Source organism: Sulfitobacter sp. GN1-4 (assembly GCF_055693825.1).
Genome location: NZ_JBVFUQ010000003.1, coordinates 645,183 through 664,718 on the forward strand (window position 1 = coordinate 645,183; position 19,536 = coordinate 664,718).

Below are 19,536 nucleotides of genomic sequence, written 5' to 3' on the forward strand. Positions count from 1 at the left end.
ACATTGATCCAGAAACCAAGTTCTGTCAACGATGAGGAAGATCCTGATCAGACAAAATTTGGCCTGAAATCAGGAGCTCTGCGTAAAGGGGAGGCGCAAAAGCCGTGGAAGATGCTGTCAAACATACATTTTTCAGCGGTTCGGATGCGCCCCATAGGGCCGATCACTTGGCAGGCACCTCTGGCAAATGCGCACACTATAACAGCACAAAAAACCACCGTGCACGAATCAGCGCTTCAGCTCAGCGGTTCATTTTGCCGTCCGGCTGCGGCGATGCAACGCGGTCAGGAGCCCACTTGGCCGCTGTGAACGCCGCCAATTTGGGGGCGCGCGGATGAGCCAGCCGCTGCCTCAATCAGCGCCGGTCGTCATTGTGGGGGGCGGCATCATTGGCATGTCAACGCTCTACCATCTGGCCCACCGGGGTGTGGCGGCGGTTTTGGTTGAACGCCGCAAAATCGCCAGTGGCACCACCTGGCACGCCGCTGGCATCGTGGGGCAATTGCGCGACAGCAACTCGCAGACGGCGCTTGGGAAATACACCGCCAAACTGTTCCGGGACCTGGAAGAGGAAACCGGGCAGGGCACCGGTTACAAACAGAACGGCACCATCAACATATCGCTTAGCGATGTGCGCCATGAGCAGCTTTTGCGCCAGCATGACCATGCCGCGCGGATGGGCATCCCCAGCCAGATGCTGACCTCGGAAGAGGTGAAAGAATACTGGCCCGCATTGGTGATTGACGATGTGCAGTCTGGGTTTTTTGTGCCCTCCAACGGTCAGGTCAACCCGCTTGATGTGACCATCGCTTTGTCCAAGGGCGCCCGTCAGAAGGGCGCGCAAGTTTTTGAAGACACAATGGTGGACAAGCTGGAGATCCGCGACGGGAAGGTCGTAGGCGTTGTCACCGACAAAGGCGTCATTGCAACGGATAAGGTCCTGCTGGCTGGTGGGATGTGGTCACATCTTTTTGGCAAAGCGCACGGGATCACGGTGCCGCTGCATGCTGCTGAGCATTTCTATATCGTGACGGAGCCGGTGCCGGGCCTGCCCTCAGATCAGCCAATCCTCAACATCATCGAAGAGCGCAATTATTGGAAGGAAGATGCTGGCAAAATCTTGATCGGCGGGTTCGAAGCGCAAGGCAAAGCGTGGGGGCAAGACGGCATTCCTGGCGATTTTGAGTTTGATGAACTGCCCTTTGACATGGACCATGTCGAAGACGATCTGAGGCGCATGTTTGCGCGGATGCCGTCGCTGGAAGGGATGGGCATCCAGACGTTTTTCTGCGGACCAGAAAGCTTCACGCCCGATGGCCGCCCCTATATGGGGCCAGCGCCCGAAGTGGAGGGCGTCTTTCTGGCGACGGGTATGAATTCGAACGGGATTTTGAATTCGGGCGGCACGGGGCTGACCATGGCGGAATGGATGATCGATGGTATGCCCTCCCGCGCGATGGGGCCGCTTTTGGCCGTGCGGGCGCATCCGTTTCAGGCCAACACGCGCTACAATCAGGAAAGAGCGGCGGAAAGCGTCGGGTTTCACTATGGGTTGGCCTGGCCGGGGCGGCAGGTAAGCTCAGCGCGGGGGTGCGCCGCCTGCCGTTGCACCAAGCGCTGAAAGCTGCAGGCGCGGTGATGGCAGAGCGGATCGGTTGGGAAATCCCGATGTATTTCGATCCAGCCAACCCCGTTTGGCCCACAACCGCCTCCCTGCGTTGGAAACCGTGGTCCGCACAGATCCAGGAGGAATGCCTGGCGGCGCGGGATGCGGCGGTAGTCCTGGATCAATCCATGTACGGCAAGATCCTGGTGCAGGGTAGGGATGCCTTGCGCGCGCTCAACCACCTGTGCGGCGCGCAGTTGGACGTGGCTGTTGGCACCTCTGTCTATACGCAGTTTTTGAACGCCAAGGGCGGGATTGAGGCGGATGTCACGGTGATCCGCACGGCAACCGACAGCTTTATGATTGTCACGGGGCACCCCAGCCAGATGCGTGACCTGCACTGGATCAAAACCCACGCGGATCCCGCCTGGCGGTTTGAGGTCTTTGATGCGACGTCTGCTTACGGCTTGCTGACGCTTCATGGCCCCAGGGCGCGCGATATTTTGCAATCGCTCAGCACGGATGATGTCTCAGACGCGGCCTTTCCCTTTGGCGCGGCGCGTCAGATCGATGTGGCACACGCCCGCGGCTGGGTGATCCGCCGGTCTTTTTTGGGCGCGCTTGGCTTTGAAATAATGGTTCCTGCTGAATTCAGCGGCGGCGTTTATGACGCGCTTTTGGCTGCGGGCAAGCCGCACGGCCTGCGCCACATGGGTATGTTCGCGATGAATGCCTGCCGGTTGGAGAAGGGCTTTCGGCACTTTGGCCACGATATCGGCGAAGAGGACACACCACTTGAGGCGGGGCTCGGCTTTGCCGTTGACCTGGACAAGCCAGAGAAATTTCTGGGCAAAGACCGTCTGGCCCGGCAAAAGGCGGAAGAGGGCCCCGCCTACCGCCACCGGACTGTTTGCATCAAAGTGCCAGATCTGACCGCGCAAACCGGACCCTACCTCATTCATAATGAGCCGATATGGAAAGACGGCGCGATCGTGGGCCATGTCACCTCAGGCGACTGGGGGTTCCGGCTGGAGGCGATGATCGGACTGGCCAGTCTTGAACGCGAGGACGGGGTGAGCAGTTCATGGATCGCGGATGGTGGCTTTACGGTTCAAATCGCGGGACAAATGTACCCAATAGAGGTGCAGCTTGGTCCATTCTACGACCCAAAAGGCGACATCATGCGCAGCTGACCCAAGACACTGAGGGAGAAGAAAGTGACGGATAAGACAATCCTCGTCGTTGGTACCTACGACACCAAGAACGATGAACTGGAATATATGGTTGAGCGGATCACCACGATGGGTGGGGGCGCGTTAAGCATGGATATCTCGGTGCTGGGCGATCCTGAAAAGCCCACCGATTTCTCCAAACATGATGTGGCCCAAGCGGGCGGCAGCTCAATCCACGCGGCCATCGACAGCGGGGATGAAAACACCGCAATGCAGATCATGGCAAAGGGGGCCAGCACCCTGGCACGCCAGCTTTTTGATCAGGGGCGGTTTGATGGCGTGGTCGTGCTGGGCGGTACAATGGGCACCGATGCGGCCCTTGATATCTGTCAGGCGCTGCCGCTTGGGGTGCCCAAATATGTTGTCTCAACCGTGTCCTTCTCTCCGCTGATTGAGCCGCAACGCCTATCGGCTGATATCCAGATGATCCTCTGGGCGGGGGGGCTTTATGGGCTAAACTCTGTCTGCAAATCATCGCTTAGCCAGGCTGCTGGTGCCGTGCTGGGGGCCGCCCGCGCGGTTGAGCCGCCCCGCAACGAACGCCCCATGGTTGGCATGACATCACTTGGCTCGTCCTGCCTGAAGTACATGAAAAAGCTGAAGCCAGCGCTGGAAGCGCGTGGGTTCGAAGTGGCGATTTTTCACGCGACGGGCATGGGCGGCATGGCCTATGAAAGCATCGCCCGCGAGGGTGGTTTTGCCTGTGTGATGGATTTTGCCTTGCCCGAATTGGGTAACCTGCTGGCCGGCTCCGTGGTGAATGGTGGCGATGACCGCATGCTGAACGCAGGCCGCGCGGGCATCCCGCAAATCGTGGCACCGGGGTGTCTGGACCTGATTGATTTTGCTGGTTGGCAAGACATCCCCCAGCAGTATCAGGACCGCCCGTTTCATGCGCATAACCGGTTGATCAAATCCTCTGGCCTGAATGCCCAAGAACGTCGTGAAACAGCACAGGAAATCGCCAAACGGCTCAAGGCTTCTGACACGCCCGCCCATGTGATCCTGACCAATCACGGCATTGAAGAATGGGACCGCGAAGGCGATGTGGCACATGACCCAGAGGCCTTTGCCGCGTTTTGCGATGAGATGCGCCAGCAGATGACCGAGCCTTTGCAGTTCACAGAACTGGACTGTCACATCAATGATGACGCCTTTGCCGATAAGGCGCTTGAGATCTTCGATGCCTGGGTCGCCGACGGCACGATCAAGCAGAAGGCCTGAGCAGCATGCCTGGCCACCCGCCGTGCGATCCCCGGTATGATGTGCTGTTTGAACCGGTGCAGATCGGGCCAGTCACCGCGCCGAACCGGTTCTATGCGGTCCCCCATGCCACGGGCCACAGCCCTCTGATGCCAAACGGCTCTATCGCCATGCGCGCGATGAAGGCCGAAGGGGGCTGGGGCGTGATCTCCATGCAGGTGGCCGAGATTGACCCCTCGTCCGATATCTCCAACCTGCCGATGGAGAGGTTCTGGGACGAAACGGACGTCAAATCCCACGCGCTGATGGTGGAGCGGGTCAAACAGCACGGGGCGCTTGCGGCCGTTGAAATTGCCCATACCGGCATCCGCGCCCGCAACATGGATACCGGCACGCCGGTTTTGGGCCCGTCCAGCCAAAGAATTCTCAAGCCGCAAAACCCCATTCAATCCAAAGCGATGGATAAACACGACATCCGCGCCTTTCGCGACAGCCACCGCCGCGCCGTGCAACGGGCCAAACAGGCGGGCTATGACATTGTGTATGTCTATGCCGCGCATGATGCCGCATTGGTCTGGCATTTCCTGAACCCCGCCTACAACAAGCGCAGCGATGAATATGGCGGGTCGTTTGAAAACCGGCTGCGCCTGCTGCGCGAAGTCCTGCAAGACACGATGGAAGAGGCCGCAGGTGATGTTGCGGTGGCCGTGCGGATCCCTGCCCATGATTTCAAATCCGGCAGCCCCCTGACCTATGACAATGAGGCCCGCGCGGTCATTGAAACACTGGCCGAGGTGCCCGACCTGTGGGATGTGAACGTTGCCTCCTGGCCGCGCGACAGTGGCACGTCGCGTTTTGATGGCGAAGGCCATCAGGAGAAATATACCAGCTACGTCAAACAGGTAACCTCCAAGCCCGTTGTCGGCGTTGGGCGGTATACCTCGGCTGATGCGATGGTCAGCCTGGTGCGGAAGGGTGTGTTTGATTTGATCGGCGCCTCTCGGCCCTCCATTGCTGATCCCTTCTTGCCCAACAAGATCAAAGAAGGCCGGATCGACGACATTCGCGAATGTATCGGATGCAATGTCTGTGTGTCCTCGGATGCCTATTCGGTGCCGTTGATGTGCACACAAAACCCCACCATCAGCCAGGAATGGCGGCGCGGCTGGCATCCTGAGATCATCCCGCAGGCCCCAAGACGTGACAGCACGTTGATCATCGGCTCAGGCCCTGCGGGGCTGGAATGCGCCCTTACCCTGGCCCGCGCAGGCCATGAGGTGACCTTGGCTGAAAGAGAAGCTGATTTTGGGGGGCGCGTGTTGAAGGAGAGCGCACTGAAAGGGCTGTCTGCCTGGGGCCGTGTGCGGGATTATCGCCTGTACCAGTTGCAGCAACTGGGCAATGTCGCACTTTATGCCCAAAGCGATATCGGGGTGGATGATGTGGCGGGCTTTGAGGCGGACAACATCGTTGTCGCAACCGGGGCGCGGTGGCGCGATGACGGGGCCGGGGCCAGCTGCTTTGACAGCCTGCCTGGGTTTGCAGGTGCCGCATTGACCCCCGATGATGTGATGGCGGGTGCGCCGCTTGCTGGGCCCATCGTGGTTTATGACGATGACCATTATTATATGGGCAACGTGATTGCCGCGCATTTGGCCGCGCAAGGGCACGCGGTTCATCTGGTCTGTCCGCTTCCCTCCATCGCAGAATGGATGGGATACACGCTGGAAAGCCCCCGTGTTTTGCAAGAAATGATGGCCTTGGGCGTTGAGATGCACCCCAACACCACGGCAACCCGCTGGACCGGTTCTGCGTTGGAAATCGCGCGCTCTGACACCGGGCAATTGCTGCCGCCGGTCCCCGCCAATCACCTTATCTTCGTCGGGGCCCGCCACCCCAACGACAGCTTGCTCACCTCCCTGAAATCCGCAGACGGCCTCAAAGGCACCGTAAGCAGCATCGGAGATTGCCTGGCCCCGGGGATCATCCAGGCGGCGGTCTTTTCGGGCCATGCCGAGGCGCGCAGGTTGATCTCTGATGCGCCGACTGTAGGCATCTACCGCCGCGAAACCCCAGTGTTATTCGACGCGCCGCCTAAGGCCCAAAGCACCGCCAAAGGCCGATGAGGCAATCGGTTCATTATAGACAACACAGGTTCGCATGTTAGGATGCCCTGACCGTTCAAGCCATGGTGAAACCAGCCGATGAAGACAGTCAACAAAGCGCTGGCAGTCCTTGACCAATTCTCGATGGAGCGCACCGAAATTGGGTTGAGTGAGCTGTCCCGAATGGCCGAGCTGGACAAGGCGACGACCCGCAGGTTGCTGGTGGCCCTGTCAACACATGGCTTTATCGAACAGGTCGAGGATACCCGCAAATACCGGCTTGGCCACGGCTTTCTGCGCCTCGCGCGGATCCGAGAGGCGACAGTGCCCATCGCCAAGGCCGCGCAAGAGGTCTGCAATTGGCTGGTAGAAGAGGCGAATGAGACGGTGCATGTGAGTGTCGCGGGCGATCAAGGTATGATCAACATTGCCCACCGGCTGCCGCGCCGGGGCAACGTGATCAACATCGTGCCCTCGCAGCTGCTTTACTATCACGCCACCGCCTCTGGCCTCGCGTTCTTGGCTTTCGCCAGTGAGGAAACCACCGACAGGATCCTGGCGCTTGATCGTGAGCGGATCACTGAGGATACCATCACCTCAAAAAGTGAGCTGCGTGCGCAAATCGCCAAATTCAAAGCCCAAGGGTATTCCCAAACCCGCAAGACCTTTGAAAGCGATGTCTCCAGCATCGGGATGCCCTTTTTCGGAGACGGCACTGATCCCGAAGGCTCTATCGCACTTGCCCTGCCGCAAAACGATTTGACCGATGCCCGCAGGGACGCTTTGCTGCCGCTGCTGAGAAAAGCCGCCGATCAGCTGGAGCGCGCACTGACCGGCCTCGGCCCCTAAGATCAGCGGCCAGCGCAGGCAGTCGCAATGACGCGCCCTGCGCTTCATCTTTCCAACTACAACTCAATTCCTCCTTCGCCACAAAAGGGCGCTCTGTGGAGGGCAAGCCGGTTCAAAAGGCCGCGCGCCAAAGCTCAGGCTCTGACGCGCGATCCCAATTCAGCTCCAAGGCAGCATCTCTCATGCCGCCCGATCTGCGCTTACTCCGCAGCTAAGTCTTGCGTCGTCTCACCATAGCCTGCTGGCACCGGTAAATCCGGCAGGCCCGCTGCACGTTTTTGCAACGCCCGTCCGATCACAACGCGGCTGATCTCTGTGGTGCCGTCCACAATCCGCAGCATCTGCGCCAGACGTGACAGCCGGTCCAATCCGTAAGGCTGCAGCAGGCCCATGCCCCCCAACACCTGGGTGCAGGTGTTGGCCGCCCGCACGGCGGCATCGGGCACAAATCTTTTGGCATGTGCGGCCATCAACGGGCCTTCGGGCGTGCCAAGGGCCTCTGCCGCCTTGCGGTACAGCAGCTTGGAGGCCTCCAGATCCGTTGCCACCTCACCCAGCATCCACTGGATGCCATCCAGATCCAGGTTTTTGCCGCCAAACATCTTGCGGTTTTTGGCATAAGACAGCGCGGTATCCAGCGCCGCCTGCATCAGACCACAGCAGCCCGACGCAATCGACACACGGGCAATGTCAATCGCCATCAATGATCCTTGGAACCCCTGTCCGATGGGCAAGATGATGTTGTCTTCGCTCACCACAACCTGATCCAGATACATCTCTGCCATTGGCAGGAAGGTATAAGACGGCGTGTCATAAAGGGGGCCAAAGCTGACCCCGGGGGCATCTGCGGGGATGGCGATCATGGCCATGTCTTTGTGACCGGGCGCGTCGCTGGTTTTCACAACTGTGAAATAGACATCCGCCTCCGTTGCCAAGCTGACCCAGGCTTTCGCCCCATTGATCGTCCAGGTGCCATCGCCGTTGACGGTGGCGCGGCTGTACATCGTCATCGGGTCAGAACCTGACTGCGGCTCTGTCAGTGCAAAGTTGGCCAGTTTGCGGCCTGACGTCAGATCGCGCGCCCAAGCCTCTTTGAACGCCTCGGTGCCATATCCACAGGCCGCGAAAGTGCAGATATTGTGCATGGAGATCGCAAAGGCATAGGCCCCGTCCCCCAGCCCAAGCTGTTCGTAAACCTGGATCCCTTCTGACAAGGGCAGGCCCTGACCGCCCCATTCCTGGGGGGCATAAAGGCCGGTCAACCCCGCAGCCCCCGCTTGGTCAGAGGCCGCCCGCGGCCAGGCTTTCTGCGCGTTCCAGTCATTCACGTTTGGGGTGATTACGTCATCGGCATGGGCACGGGCAGCGGCAAGAATAGTGGCGATTGTCTGCGTCATTGGGGGATCCTTTGCTATGGTCGCATATCTCCGATCTTGCCAATTTGGACTGGCAGGAGGCGGCAGATACCACGCGAGATTTGAAGTTGAGCCTCAATAGAATGAATTAATGCGTCCGCGCCATCTCGCCCAGTGACAGGTAATTGTCCAAAAGTGACAGATTTAGCCGGGTGCCACTGGCCCTCTCCGGTAAGCGCTTGGGGTGCTGCCCGTCCACCTGTGGAACGCTTTGTGAAAGCTCGCCGCTGAGGCAAAGCCGACATCCTGCGCAATCGCCTCAATGCTCGCTTCCCCCAGATGCAACCGCCGGATCGCGATGTCGCGTCTCAGCGCATCTTTGATGGCCTGAAAAGAGGTGCCATCGGCATCCAGTTTGCGGATCAATGTCCGCGGCGTCATGTGCAGTGCGCGGGCCGCACCGATCAGATGCGCCTCTGCCCAGGGCACCTGACCAAGATAGGCGCGCACGCGTAGCGCTTGGGTGTGTTGCTGGGACTGCGTAAATATCCAATCCCGCGGCGCGTTCTCCAAAAACCGGTTCAGATCGCGGGTGCTGCGCGGCTGTACCGGGCCCAGGGCAGCAGGATCAAAATGCATGGCGGTGGCAGCTGCATCAAAGCGCACGGGGGCAGGAAAAATCAGCGCGTAGTCTTGTTCAAAAGGCGGCTGGGCAAAGGTGAAATCAACAGCGCGCACCATCACCTCGCGCCGGGCAAGCCAGGACAGCAGCCCGTGCGCAAGCTTTAGGATCAACATATGCCCAAACCGCTGCGCTGGGGCGTTTGTCTGTGCAACCAGCTGCAGGGTGACGGTATCTGGGGTTTCCAGCAGCTCAAAGAGGTGGTCATCCAACAGCAGGTTCCAAAACGTCGAAAACCGATAAAGCGCCGAAGGCAGCGCCGTGGATTCGCGCACCGAGGTCAGCAAATGCTGCAAGGCCCGTGGCCGGATTGGGCGTGACCACAGCCCCATCATCTCATCCCCTGTCTCCACGGCTGCAAGCTGATAAAGGCAAACGATCTGATCAAGCGTGACACGTTCGTGCGGCGCATCTGACGTGCCCGTCAGATCAGCGCGGTCCAGCAAAGAGGCAAAGTGGCTTTCTGTGCACAAAGGGCGCAGGGCCGACAGCCAATCGGCGATAAAGTGGCGCGACACGGTGGAATAGAGGGTTGTGGGATCAATGCTCATCTTATCGCCACGCTAGCAGTGAACGCAGCAAGCGACAGCAGTTTTCAACGCGCCTGCCCCAGCTGGACCGTCTGAATTCAGACATCTGGGGGGCATGGGTTTGGATTGCTTTGCAACTCAGCCCAAACTGCGCCCATGATACGGGGGGCACCTTGGCAAACCGGCAGGTTGGTGGCCCACCGCAAAAGAGGGATATCCAAATGGCTGGCGGCTTTTTTGACAGCTCACGCACCTTTATTCACAGCCTGCGCAGCATGCGTCAGGAAGAATTGGCACAAGCGGCCGTAAACCCCTATCTGGCCGAAGCGCTGGAGCGGGAGAAATACGAAGGCCACCGGCTGGCTGTCTTCGCCCGGTCCATCGCATTGGGTATTCTGGCGGTTTTGGTCCTAGTCCTGGTGCCAGCCTTCCACACGCTCTTTTACGTTGTCATCATCGTGTTGTTCATCGCGTTGGGCTGGCTGCAACTGCGTGCGGCACGGGTCGGCCAATCCCGGTCAGAGCTGCTGTTGATTTTTGCAGACCTTGCGCTTTTGACCTTGGTTTTCACCATCTCAAACCCTTTCAGGCCAGATGATATTCCGACGGCGTTCAATTACCGTTTCGACAACTTTATCTTCTTTTTTCTGTTTCTGGCCCTCGGCACGCTTGCCTATTCCTGGCGGACAGTATGGGCTATTGGGTTTTGGACCGCGAGCCTTTGGGCCATTGGCCTTGCCTGCGTGCATTTCTTTGGCCACCGCATCCCCGAACTGACAGAGGCATCAAATAGCCTGTTTGGCGAACATGAGTTGCTGAAGTGGGCGCTTGATCCGAACGGGTTGCAGTTTACCGAAAGGGTTGAAGAGATTGTTGTGATCTTGATGGTGGCAGTCATTCTGGGCCTCAAAGGCGCGCGGTCAAACAGGCTGTTGATCGCGCAGGCAAACGTCGCGGCAGAGCGGGCCAATCTGTCGCGCTATTTCCCTTCCAGTCTGGTGGATACGCTGGCGTCTTCCGGTCACGATGTGGGCGCGGTCAGGAACCAGGACGTGGCGGTGCTTTTCACCGATATCGTCGGCTTCACGCAATTTGCCGAAAGCAATGCGCCCGAAGCAGTGATCGCCCTTTTGCGGGACTATCATTCAATGGTCGAAGCGGCGGTGTTCCAAAATGGGGGCACCTTGGACAAATACCTTGGCGATGGTGCGATGGCGACCTTTGGCACGCCCGAGGCAGGGCCAAATGATGCGCAAAACGCCCTGCAAGCTGCGCAGCAGATTTTGCAGGAAACTGAGAAACTCAACGGCGTCAGATCGGCACAAGGGCTGAGCGTCATCCAGGTCTCTGTTGGTTTGCATTTTGGGGCTGTCACGATGGGCGACGTCGGTTCATCCCGGCGCTTGGAGTTCACGGTCATTGGCGACACGGTAAACGTGGCCAGCCGTCTTGAAGCGGCCAGCCGAGAGCTTGCCTGCAATTGCGTGGTCAGCGATGCCTTGATGCAGCGTGCCTTCCAACATACCTCAGCCCCCGACGCACCGCTTAGCGGTTTTCAGCACAAGACGGGCGTTAAATTGCGGGGGCGGCAGACACCTATTGATGTGTGGACCGCCTAACGGGCAGGGCCCCTATCTGGCGGTCGCCTGCTAGGGGCAGTCTTGCAAAAACTCAGCCAATTGGTCCAACCCGTCGCGCAACACAGCGGGATCATTGGCAAAGCCGATGCGCACGCAACCCTCCATTTCAAAGGCATCCCCAGGGGTCAGCATCACGCCCGTTTTTGCCAGGAGCTGCAAACAGAAATCACGAGAGCTGAGCGTCGTCTCAACATTCAGCATCGCTGTTGTCCCGGCATTTGGCTGGATCCAGGAAATGCGCGGTTGGGTCGTAATCCAATCTGCAAGAACAGCGAGGTTGGTGCGCGTGATGTGGTGGCTGCGGGCCAACAACTTGTCTTTGCTTTCAAGCGCGATTGCGGCGAGGTGATCGTTGATCATGCCCACAGAAATGGTGTCAAAATCGCGGTGGATCATCACCTGTTCGGTCACCTCAGCCGGGGCCACGATCCAACCGACGCGCAGACCAGCCAGCGAAAACGCCTTGGAGGTGCTCGCCGTGCTGATGCCTTTTTCGTAGACATCGACAATTGAGGCAGACATCCCATCGCCCTGTTGTGCGGTCCCGCGGTAGACCTCATCGCACAGGACATATGCTCCAACCGCGCGCGCGATGGCGGCGATCTCTTCCAGCATCTGGCGGGGGATAAGCGCCCCTGTCGGATTGTTGGGATTTGTCAGAGCGATAAGCTTGGTCTGGGGCGTCACCAGCCGGCGCAGTTCTGTCAGATCAGGCAGAAAGTTGTCCCGTGCCCGTAGTGGCAGCAAATCCACCTGCGCACCGATGCTTTGGGGAATGGAATAATGCTGCTGATAGGTCGGGATGATTGACACGATATGATCGCCCGCCGCCAGCAGCGATTTATGCACCAGCATGTTGGCGGCGATGGTGCCGTGGGTCACGGTCACATCTGTGGGCTGAGGCGTTTCATAAAGCGCTGCAATGGCGGATCTGAGGCGTTCTGATCCCTCAATGGCCCCATAGGTCAGTTTCATGGGCAGCAGATCGTGCAAATCCGTGCTGTTGCGACCAGACAGATGCAGCAGTTCTTCGACGGTGATGCTGGCAACGCAGGTTTCGGCCAGGTTGTAAGAACAACGGGTCTCCCACTCGTTCATCCACAGCTCGACCTTGAAAGGTTCTATGAACATCGCGACTTCCTTTGAGATGAGTGCCGGTTCACCCTGGCGCAGACTTGCACGATAAAACTGTCTGGACCGGTGGGGCAACCGGATCTCTGGGGGGCCACGCAATGGAATGCTGTTTGTTTTAGGTACACAGTGTCGCGATCTAGATCCCGAAACACTGCACCGGGTCGCTGACGTTATGGAGTGCTATTTCACCCAGATCATCAGCGACGTCGTCTGCGGCCAAGATATCTTGCGTCACGACAATGCCGTGGCCGGTGTGTTTGCCATGCTCACAAAGACGCGCAGCCAGGTTCGCCGCATGTCCGATAACAGTGAAATCCAACCGCTCACGTGAGCCGACATTGCCATAGGTCACGCGGCCAAAAGCAATGCCCACCGCCCCTTCGCTTTCCCCTTGCGCGGACAGCTCCGCAAGGGTTTTGCGCGCCGATGCGAGGGCCTTGGCGCGGGCAGCGGCGGCATCCTCTGCTGCGGGGAAGACTGCCAGGACCGCATCGCCAATGAACTTTAGAACCTCACCCCCATGGGCGTGGACAACATCTGCGGTGGTTTCAAAAAAGCGGTTGAGCAGCTTGATATACGCGTCCCGCGACAGCGTTTCTGCCAACCGCGTCGAATGCCGCAGGTCACAGAACATGATTGCGGCGTCAATCTCATCGCCATCCCCACGACGGATATCACCGCCCAGCACCCGCGCGCCGGTGCGTTTGCCCACATAGGTTTCCAACAAGGCCTGTGCGTTTTCGCGTTGGGCAAAGACCTCATAGAACCGCGAAATCACTGCTACGGTTTCAAAGATCACCCCAAGGTTGGCGGTTGAAAACCCGTCGGGATGATCGCTGGTGGCGGTCAGAACATTAACGCGGCCATCAGAGAACGGCATCGGCATGGCCACGTAATCCGTGGCCCCCTGGGTTTGCAGGTCTTGCATGATCGGGAAACTGTTATCGACATAGTCTGATCCCAACCGCTGCCGCACCCCGCCCAGCCCTTCTGAGACATACCGCAAGGGGGAGTTCATGAAAGCGGGGTGGTCATGGATTTCATAGGTCGGCGTCGAGGTTGCAACCTGATCTGTGGCATGGGTCCAGACATAGTGCCTGCCCGCAATCAAAGGGTGCAACGACCAGATCATCATGCTGATCCGGGTCAGGTGCACGCCCTGTTCGCGCAGCTTTTCGCCCAACGCCTTGGTCAAGGCATCCGGGGAAGGGATGAAAGCAGCCTCTCGCAACAGCCAATCAATCATTGGCCCGGAAACGGAGGCATAATCGGGCCGTGCGATCGGGCCCTGTTCGGTGACAATCCGTGTGGCCATGCCCGGCATGAAGGCAAAAAGCCCGCCGACGGGGCTGCTTTCTGGCAAGGGGTTTGCATAGGTCCAAACGCCGTTGGGCAGCGTTTGGCCTGCCAGCAAGATGTCGCGGTAGCGGGCGGTGCCCTTGAAGGGGCAGAAGGTTTTCAGGGCGGTGGGCGGGCTTAACTCAACTTTGATGTCTTCTTGCGGGAAATAGACAACCGGCTCCAACCGGGTCTCAAAGGCCACGCGCGCGCTGTCGCTTTCGGCCAAAAGCGTATCACCGCGATAGGCCCGCACCACGCCGGGGATGTCATGCACTTCAAGGCCGTATTCAGCAGAGAGGTTGGTGGGTTGGATGGTCATGGGGGGCACCCCTTTTGCGAACTGCGCGCCCCTTTCAATATTGGGTGTCTTTGGCAGCTTGCCAAGAGGGTGGTCCGCAATCTGCCAAAACTGCCGGCTGTGGGTCAGCGTTTGGCAAGGTGTTGTACAAACAAGGCCCGCACATTCTGGCGCCGCGATTGGTCTGGCCAGACCGCGTGGAACCCCAAGGGTCGCAAGGACCACTCTGGCAGCACATGCACCAGGTCGCCTTGATCAAACCCGCGTTGCGCGATGTTCTCGGGCACAGCGGCCAGACCCAAACCACGCGCCGCAGCTTCATAAAGCGCATCGGCAGAGTTGACCGCAAAATGGCTTTTGCCCGTCAGCGTCACCTCGCGACCGTCTTGCGCAGTGAGCGTGGTGGGGTGGGGCCGAATGCTGAACCGGATCCAGTCCCATGTTTCCAGAATGGCAGGCGCGTGCGGCGAACCGTGCTCAGCGACATAATCGGGGTGCGCCACCAGCAGGCGGTTTGCCCCTCCGATGCTGCGGGATTTCAGATCACTATCAGCAAGCCATCCTGCCCTGATCCCCAGATCATACCCATCCCTGATCAAATCGCGGGGCGCGTCTGAGAAATCAAATTCAAGATCAATCTTGGGATAGGTTTTGGCGAAGGATGCAAAGGCATCCATCAATTCTGTTTGGGTCACAAAGGCTGGTGCCGTGATCCTAAGCGTCCCTTGCGGATCGTCAGCAGCCGGGCTGATCGCGTCAAGCCCCTCCTCTATGGTGGCAAGCATCTCTTGCGCCTTCTCATGCAAAATGCGCCCCTCATGGGTGAGCGATAGCCTGCGCGTTGAGCGGTAGAGCAAGGTCACGCCAAGGTCTTTTTCAAGATCAGAAACCGTCTCGCTCACCCGCGATGGTCCAAGGCCCAGATGCGTGGCCGCCGCGCGAAACGTGCCCTGTTCGACGACCGCTGAGAAAACCGCAATGGCGCGTAGTTTGCTGATCATTGTTCCGATTTTCCGAATAGAGATGTCTGTATTGATCTACTTATGGAGAGGCGCTGCGGTCAATACCTTTGGCCTGCACAATATGAATTCAAAGCAACCCGAATGCTAACCAGAGGTTAATGAAACAATGACAACGACATTGAACCGCCGCCAACTGATCAAAGGTGCAGCCATGACAGCGGGGGCTGCGGCCCTTGTGCAGGGCAGTTTCGCCGCCAAACCCAGCTTTGCCCAAGGCCAGATGCCCGCAGGGACCGTCATGAGCTTTGCCAAGGCTGGCGTGACCTTTCATACCTACGTCTCACCGGCACAGGCCGTGAATGTCACGTCGCATGTGATTGAACTGGGCGATCAACTGCTATTGGTCGATGCCACGATGCTGCCGCCCACGGCGGCTGAGGTTGCCGCACTTGTCGCCTCTACCGGCAAGCCGGTGCATACAGCCTACGTCAGCCATGAGCATCCCGATCATTGGGGTGGCGTATCAAGCTTTGAGGGCATCGGTTTTCAGACCTTGCCCGGCATTCGCGAAGGTCTGCGCGCAGAGGCTACAGCGGGCAATTTCCCGGAACCTACATCGCTCTTGAACAGCGCGGACCTGGCGCTGGGCACGACAGAAATCGGTGGTGTGCCGGTAGAGTTTAGATCTTATGAAAACGCCGAAGCACCTGAAACCATCGTCGCGGTTCTGCCCGAGCAGAAAGTCGCCGTAGTGCAGGATTTGGTCTACAATGGCATCTACTTTGCGCCTGGTGTTGACCGAAAGAACTGGATCAGCACGCTTGAGACACTGCGTGATGATGCCTCGTTTGAGACGCTGTTGGTTGGGCACGGCCTGCCCACATCCCGGGGTGAGCTGGATACAGCGATCACCTATGTAAAAGCGCTCGATGCCGCCTGGGACAATGCCTCTACCCCCGATGACGTGATCGGGGCAATGAAAGCTGCCTATCCGGCCTATGAAGGCGAATTTCTACTGAGCCTCATTAACGAGTACTGGGACAAGTAACCCCAGAGCGACGTGCACAGGTCTGTATACTGCAATCGTGCCTGAGGTCTTTGATTTCGGGGGCTTAAGGTAAGCGACTAGGTTCAGATCAATTGCATTTCGCGTTGACCGGCGCGGGCGGATGGGCCCGCGCCAAAAGCATAGGAGACATCGCATGGCACAAGGGCTTGAAAACGTCCGCAGGATTTACCTGGAAGGGATCGCAGGCGGACAGGCGCGCGACGCGGTTCAGAAATATACCGGTCATCGCTACACCCAGCATTCCACCGGGGTGGCGGACGGGGCCGAAGGATTTCTGGCTTTCTTTGAACCCTTCGTGGAACGGAACCCAAAGCGGGACATTGAGATCGTCAGGATTTTTGAGGACGGCCCGTGGGTATTCTGCAGCGCCTATCAATCACTGAACGATGGTGCGGCCCAATGGGTCACGATGGACATGTTTTATACCGATCAAAACGGCTTGATCCTGGAGCATTGGGACACCATCGCGCCTTATGTGCCCGAAACCGTATCGGGTGCGGAAATGGTCGGGGGTGCCACTGAGGTGGACCTTAGTGCCGACACAGAGGCCAACAAGGCAGTTGTGTTGGAATATACCAAGCAAGTGGTGCAGGGCGGTGCGCTTGGCCAGATCAGCGATTTCGTTGCCGAAGACCTGTTACAACACGCACCTGATATCGGCCCAGGGTGTGACGGCCTGCAAAGCTGGCTCGCCTCAGAAGACAGCGGGTCTTATGAGATGCTCTTCCGCCTCTTGGGGCAGGGTGATTTTGTGGTGACTTACGGCAAATGCCACGCCAAGGGGCAAGATCACGCGGTCTTTGACCTGTTCCGCCTGGAAGACGGCAAGATTGCAGAACACTGGCGCAATGCCGAAACGATTGGCCCAAGGGAAAGCTGGGGCAATTCAGGTAAGTTCTAAGGCGAAAGGCGCTTGGGCACAGGCACGCCGAATACCCCCAAGCGCCTTTTGAACGGGACCGTTATGTGCGGCGGAAAGCCAGCACAAAGGGCAGGGCGACCGCATACATCGTGATCCCATAAACCGCCCCGGGCAGCGACAGCACCGGAAAACTGGCGGTGGTGCCCATGATGATTGGGGCCAAGGTGATGGCAACCGTGCTGTTTTGAATGCCCGCTTCAATGGAGACTGTTTTACGCTCCAGCAAGCTCAGCCCCATTACAGTAGCAATCCCCAATCCCAGCAGCATCAGCACCACGTTCATCACGATCAAAGCTGGGCCAAGCCGGGCGAGGTTTTCGGTAAAAAGGCTCCAGTTGCTGGCAACCGCCGCCAGGACAATGACAACAAAAAGCACGCTGGCCAGCGTAGAAACAACAGGCTCAATCCGGTTTGCAGCATTGGCCGCAAAGTGCCTGATCGCCACGCCGATGCCGACGGGCACGGTGGTAATCACGAACATCGCAACCGCCAGGGATGCGACGGAAATCTCTGGGGCCTGATCCCCCATGAAATGCGCCACTGTCCAGACGATCGCAATCGGCACCGTGACGATCGACAGCAGTGAAACGACAGCGGTTAGCGAAACGGACAGCGCCACATCGCCTTTTGCGAATTTTGAGATCACGTTTGATGTGACCCCACCCGGACACAGGCTGAGCAGCATGAAACCTGCGGCCAACTCACCGGTGATGCCGAAGGATTTCACGACAGCAAAGCGTTGCCGCAGGCACGACGATCACCTGGCAAAGCGCACCAACGCCGAAGGCTTTGAAGTTGGTAAAGACCCGTTTGAAATCTGCCGCAGTCAGCCCGATGCCAAGGCTAAACATAATGATAGCAAGCGAAATGGGCAGCGCGACGCCGACGATGATGTCCATGTTTCCCCCCTTAGGACGTGATCGGACCACCACAAACCCGCGCTGGCGGCCTTGTGTCAACGAAAAACGCGCGTAAGGGGACGGCGGCGGTCAGAAATCTAGGGCTTGATTGCCTCCTCAGATATCACGAAAGGTCAGGCATGCGCATGAGGCGGCGGCCCCTTCGATGCGGGCAGCGCGGGGGAAAGGGCGGAGGACAGGCAAGTGAGCAAGGAAGTGCAACAGCTCTCGGATGCAGGTGAAGGCTTGGCGTTTGAGCATCAGCTTTTCACCGCACAGGGTCCGCAGATCGGGATGTGGACGGCGGCCGCACCCGGGCTTGTGTGCCCACGCGTTTACGAAAAGCGGGATGGTTTTGAACGGGCCACACAAAACTCAGCCGCCCGCGGCTGGCCGGTGCATTTACGTCCCACAGGGGGGGCACCGTGCCCCAGGGGGCAGGCAGTGAGAACCTTGTGCTGGCGTTCAATCCGCCAAAGAGCACCACGATTGAAGATGTTTACCGCTTGCTGACGGACGCCATAAAAGAGGGCTTTGGCCCTTCGGGCGCAGACATGGCCCCCGGCGAAACCCCCGGCAGTTTTTGTGACGGGGCCTGGAACCTGTCTGTAGGTGGGAAGAAGGTTGTTGGAACAGCGCAGCGGTGGAGGCCTGTGCGCGGCGGCAATCCGCGCGTTTTGGCCCATGCGCTGATCCTGACGGGCAAGTCCCAGTGGCGCCGGTGCCGAAGCGGTGGCGGCCTTTCACCAAGATCTGGACCTTGATCCTGTCCGGGCCGAGGCACATACAACCACCCAAGCAGCCTTCGGGCAGCCCGCGCTGCCCGCTGCTGCCCTTTATGCCGCGGCACTCAAAGCGATCCGGCGGTGCGAAGCGTCTTAAGGCCTGCGCACCTGACCAGTCTCGGTCAATCAGGCGCTCACCCCTGCTTCAATCTCGCGCAGCGCCGCCATCACAGCGCTGACCTGAGCGGCGTCAGAGGCCCCGTGATGCGGAGCTGCAAACGCACCACTGTCATTGTCGAAATACTGTCCCGAGACATTGGCAAAGCTTGGATCCAGCGCGGCACGGATCAGAATGTCTGCGCCGATGGACAGATCGCTGCCCGCAACGCCAAAGCCTTCTTTCACCATTTTCGACGCCAGCAATGACCCCGGATTAACCGCCACAAAAACCGGGCCATCCGGCCAGTCGCGTGCCATTTCTGCGGTCCAGATCGTGATGGCCAGCTTGCTTTGCGCATAGGCATCAAAGTCTGTCATTTCGCGAAAGGTTGCCATGGCACTCACGTCCACATCCGCCTGCGCGGCAGAGGACAGGTTCACAACCCGTCCGTCCTTTGGCAGCAGGGGCAAAAGACCGCGCGTCAGGATGTAGGGGGCGATTGTGTTGACCTCAAAACGAATGTCACGCCCGGTGGCCGTTTTGACCTGAGGCGTTTTGAGGATGCCGGCGTTATTGATCAAAACATCGAGCTGTCCATGATCCGCCTTCACCGCCTCAACCAGTGCCGCCACCTCTGTGAGATCGCTAAGATCCGCGCGGTAAGTTGCGGGCGCGCCGCCAACCTCTTGGGCGGCCTTGGCAAGTTTTTCCGCGCTGCGGCCATGCAGCAAAACGGTATGCCCCGCAGCGGAGAGTTTCTGAGCGGTCAGCAGGCCAATGCCATCTGTGGCACCGGTGATAAGAATGGTCTTTGTCATGAGATG

The 19,536-nt window shown here is 58.8% G+C and carries 18 protein-coding genes; 10 read left to right on the plus strand and 8 right to left on the minus strand.

Features of this window, described 5'->3' with window-relative positions:
- Positions 1-3 precede the first annotated feature (3 nt).
- The 6 genes from ACZ1HM_RS03760 to ACZ1HM_RS03785 all read left to right on the plus strand — a co-directional run bounded on the left by ACZ1HM_RS03760 (position 4) and on the right by ACZ1HM_RS03785 (position 6,995).
- Positions 4-309, plus strand: coding sequence for a hypothetical protein (locus tag ACZ1HM_RS03760; RefSeq protein ID WP_472741274.1), 306 nt, complete (start codon positions 4-6; stop codon positions 307-309).
- A gap of 25 nt (positions 310-334) precedes the next feature.
- Positions 335-1,621 carry an FAD-dependent oxidoreductase gene (locus ACZ1HM_RS03765; protein WP_472741276.1) on the plus strand — a complete coding sequence of 429 codons (1,287 nt, stop codon included), beginning with the start codon at positions 335-337 and terminating at the stop codon, positions 1,619-1,621.
- A gap of 17 nt (positions 1,622-1,638) precedes the next feature.
- Positions 1,639-2,799, plus strand: a complete 1,161-nt coding sequence (locus ACZ1HM_RS03770) for an aminomethyl transferase family protein (protein WP_472741278.1) — start codon at positions 1,639-1,641, stop codon at positions 2,797-2,799.
- 24 nt (positions 2,800-2,823) lie between these two features.
- On the plus strand, positions 2,824-4,062 hold the full coding sequence (locus tag ACZ1HM_RS03775) for a Tm-1-like ATP-binding domain-containing protein (protein ID WP_472741280.1): 1,239 nt from the start codon (positions 2,824-2,826) through the stop codon (positions 4,060-4,062).
- A gap of 5 nt (positions 4,063-4,067) precedes the next feature.
- Positions 4,068-6,167: an oxidoreductase gene (locus tag ACZ1HM_RS03780; protein WP_472741282.1), complete on the plus strand. Its 2,100-nt coding sequence runs from the start codon at positions 4,068-4,070 to the stop codon at positions 6,165-6,167.
- Positions 6,168-6,245: 78 nt separating this feature from the next.
- Positions 6,246-6,995 carry an IclR family transcriptional regulator gene (locus ACZ1HM_RS03785; RefSeq protein WP_472741284.1) on the plus strand — a complete coding sequence of 250 codons (750 nt, stop codon included), beginning with the start codon at positions 6,246-6,248 and terminating at the stop codon, positions 6,993-6,995.
- Between the two features lie 200 nt (positions 6,996-7,195).
- On the opposite strand, the gene ACZ1HM_RS03790 is transcribed toward ACZ1HM_RS03785, so the two are convergent.
- Both ACZ1HM_RS03790 and ACZ1HM_RS03795 read right to left on the minus strand, forming a co-directional pair.
- The gene (locus ACZ1HM_RS03790; RefSeq protein ID WP_472741286.1) at positions 7,196-8,392 is read right to left on the minus strand and encodes an acyl-CoA dehydrogenase family protein; all 1,197 of its coding nucleotides are present in this window, start codon (positions 8,390-8,392) and stop codon (positions 7,196-7,198) included.
- A gap of 162 nt (positions 8,393-8,554) precedes the next feature.
- On the minus strand, positions 8,555-9,583 hold the full coding sequence (locus ACZ1HM_RS03795; protein ID WP_472741288.1) for an AraC family transcriptional regulator: 1,029 nt from the start codon (positions 9,581-9,583) through the stop codon (positions 8,555-8,557).
- Between the two features lie 200 nt (positions 9,584-9,783).
- On the opposite strand from ACZ1HM_RS03795, the gene ACZ1HM_RS03800 reads away from it, so the two are divergent.
- Complete coding sequence (locus ACZ1HM_RS03800) at positions 9,784-11,181, plus strand: adenylate/guanylate cyclase domain-containing protein (protein WP_472741290.1); 1,398 nt, start codon at positions 9,784-9,786, stop codon at positions 11,179-11,181.
- 30 nt (positions 11,182-11,211) lie between these two features.
- Here ACZ1HM_RS03800 and ACZ1HM_RS03805 read toward each other — a convergent pair whose 3' ends face one another.
- The 3 genes from ACZ1HM_RS03805 to ACZ1HM_RS03815 all read right to left on the minus strand — a co-directional run bounded on the left by ACZ1HM_RS03805 (position 11,212) and on the right by ACZ1HM_RS03815 (position 14,976).
- Positions 11,212-12,333: an aminotransferase gene (locus ACZ1HM_RS03805; protein ID WP_472741292.1), complete on the minus strand. Its 1,122-nt coding sequence runs from the start codon at positions 12,331-12,333 to the stop codon at positions 11,212-11,214.
- Between the two features lie 139 nt (positions 12,334-12,472).
- Complete coding sequence (locus ACZ1HM_RS03810; protein WP_472741294.1) at positions 12,473-13,996, minus strand: DUF427 domain-containing protein; 1,524 nt, start codon at positions 13,994-13,996, stop codon at positions 12,473-12,475.
- A 104-nt stretch (positions 13,997-14,100) separates the two neighbouring features.
- Entirely contained in the window at positions 14,101-14,976 is an 876-nt protein-coding gene (locus ACZ1HM_RS03815; RefSeq protein ID WP_472741296.1) for a LysR family transcriptional regulator, read from the minus strand.
- A 127-nt stretch (positions 14,977-15,103) separates the two neighbouring features.
- On the opposite strand from ACZ1HM_RS03815, the gene ACZ1HM_RS03820 reads away from it, so the two are divergent.
- On the plus strand, positions 15,104-15,985 hold the full coding sequence (locus ACZ1HM_RS03820; RefSeq protein WP_472741298.1) for an MBL fold metallo-hydrolase: 882 nt from the start codon (positions 15,104-15,106) through the stop codon (positions 15,983-15,985).
- Between the two features lie 154 nt (positions 15,986-16,139).
- Positions 16,140-16,907, plus strand: coding sequence for a nuclear transport factor 2 family protein (locus tag ACZ1HM_RS03825; RefSeq protein WP_472741300.1), 768 nt, complete (start codon positions 16,140-16,142; stop codon positions 16,905-16,907).
- Positions 16,908-16,968: 61 nt separating this feature from the next.
- Here the strand turns inward: ACZ1HM_RS03825 and ACZ1HM_RS03830 are convergent, their stop codons facing one another.
- Positions 16,969-17,655, minus strand: coding sequence for a bile acid:sodium symporter family protein (locus tag ACZ1HM_RS03830; protein ID WP_472741302.1), 687 nt, complete (start codon positions 17,653-17,655; stop codon positions 16,969-16,971).
- The gene (locus ACZ1HM_RS03835) at positions 17,630-17,827 is read right to left on the minus strand and encodes a hypothetical protein (RefSeq protein ID WP_472741304.1); all 198 of its coding nucleotides are present in this window, start codon (positions 17,825-17,827) and stop codon (positions 17,630-17,632) included. Before ACZ1HM_RS03835 ends, ACZ1HM_RS03830 begins: the two co-directional genes overlap by 26 nt.
- A gap of 425 nt (positions 17,828-18,252) precedes the next feature.
- Here ACZ1HM_RS03835 and ACZ1HM_RS03840 point away from each other — a divergent pair, with 425 nt between their 5' ends.
- The gene (locus ACZ1HM_RS03840) at positions 18,253-18,591 is read left to right on the plus strand and encodes a hypothetical protein (protein ID WP_472741306.1); all 339 of its coding nucleotides are present in this window, start codon (positions 18,253-18,255) and stop codon (positions 18,589-18,591) included.
- 147 nt (positions 18,592-18,738) lie between these two features.
- Here ACZ1HM_RS03840 and ACZ1HM_RS03845 read toward each other — a convergent pair whose 3' ends face one another.
- Entirely contained in the window at positions 18,739-19,530 is a 792-nt protein-coding gene (locus tag ACZ1HM_RS03845) for an SDR family NAD(P)-dependent oxidoreductase (RefSeq protein WP_472741308.1), read from the minus strand.
- Between the last annotated feature and the right edge of the window lie 6 nt (positions 19,531-19,536).

Coding starts and splice junctions, on each gene's coding strand:
- ACZ1HM_RS03820 (WP_472741298.1), top strand. CDS start 15,104: ATGACAACGACATTGAACCGCCGCCAACTGATCAAAGGTGCAGCCATG.
- ACZ1HM_RS03785 (WP_472741284.1), top strand. CDS start 6,246: ATGAAGACAGTCAACAAAGCGCTGGCAGTCCTTGACCAATTCTCGATG.
- ACZ1HM_RS03795 (WP_472741288.1), bottom strand. CDS start 9,583: ATGAGCATTGATCCCACAACCCTCTATTCCACCGTGTCGCGCCACTTT.
- ACZ1HM_RS03780 (WP_472741282.1), top strand. CDS start 4,068: ATGCCTGGCCACCCGCCGTGCGATCCCCGGTATGATGTGCTGTTTGAA.
- ACZ1HM_RS03800 (WP_472741290.1), top strand. CDS start 9,784: ATGGCTGGCGGCTTTTTTGACAGCTCACGCACCTTTATTCACAGCCTG.
- ACZ1HM_RS03825 (WP_472741300.1), top strand. CDS start 16,140: ATGGCACAAGGGCTTGAAAACGTCCGCAGGATTTACCTGGAAGGGATC.
- ACZ1HM_RS03805 (WP_472741292.1), bottom strand. CDS start 12,333: ATGTTCATAGAACCTTTCAAGGTCGAGCTGTGGATGAACGAGTGGGAG.
- ACZ1HM_RS03845 (WP_472741308.1), bottom strand. CDS start 19,530: ATGACAAAGACCATTCTTATCACCGGTGCCACAGATGGCATTGGCCTG.
- ACZ1HM_RS03815 (WP_472741296.1), bottom strand. CDS start 14,976: ATGATCAGCAAACTACGCGCCATTGCGGTTTTCTCAGCGGTCGTCGAA.
- ACZ1HM_RS03770 (WP_472741278.1), top strand. CDS start 1,639: ATGGCAGAGCGGATCGGTTGGGAAATCCCGATGTATTTCGATCCAGCC.
- ACZ1HM_RS03790 (WP_472741286.1), bottom strand. CDS start 8,392: ATGACGCAGACAATCGCCACTATTCTTGCCGCTGCCCGTGCCCATGCC.
- ACZ1HM_RS03810 (WP_472741294.1), bottom strand. CDS start 13,996: ATGACCATCCAACCCACCAACCTCTCTGCTGAATACGGCCTTGAAGTG.
- ACZ1HM_RS03765 (WP_472741276.1), top strand. CDS start 335: ATGAGCCAGCCGCTGCCTCAATCAGCGCCGGTCGTCATTGTGGGGGGC.
- ACZ1HM_RS03835 (WP_472741304.1), bottom strand. CDS start 17,827: ATGGACATCATCGTCGGCGTCGCGCTGCCCATTTCGCTTGCTATCATT.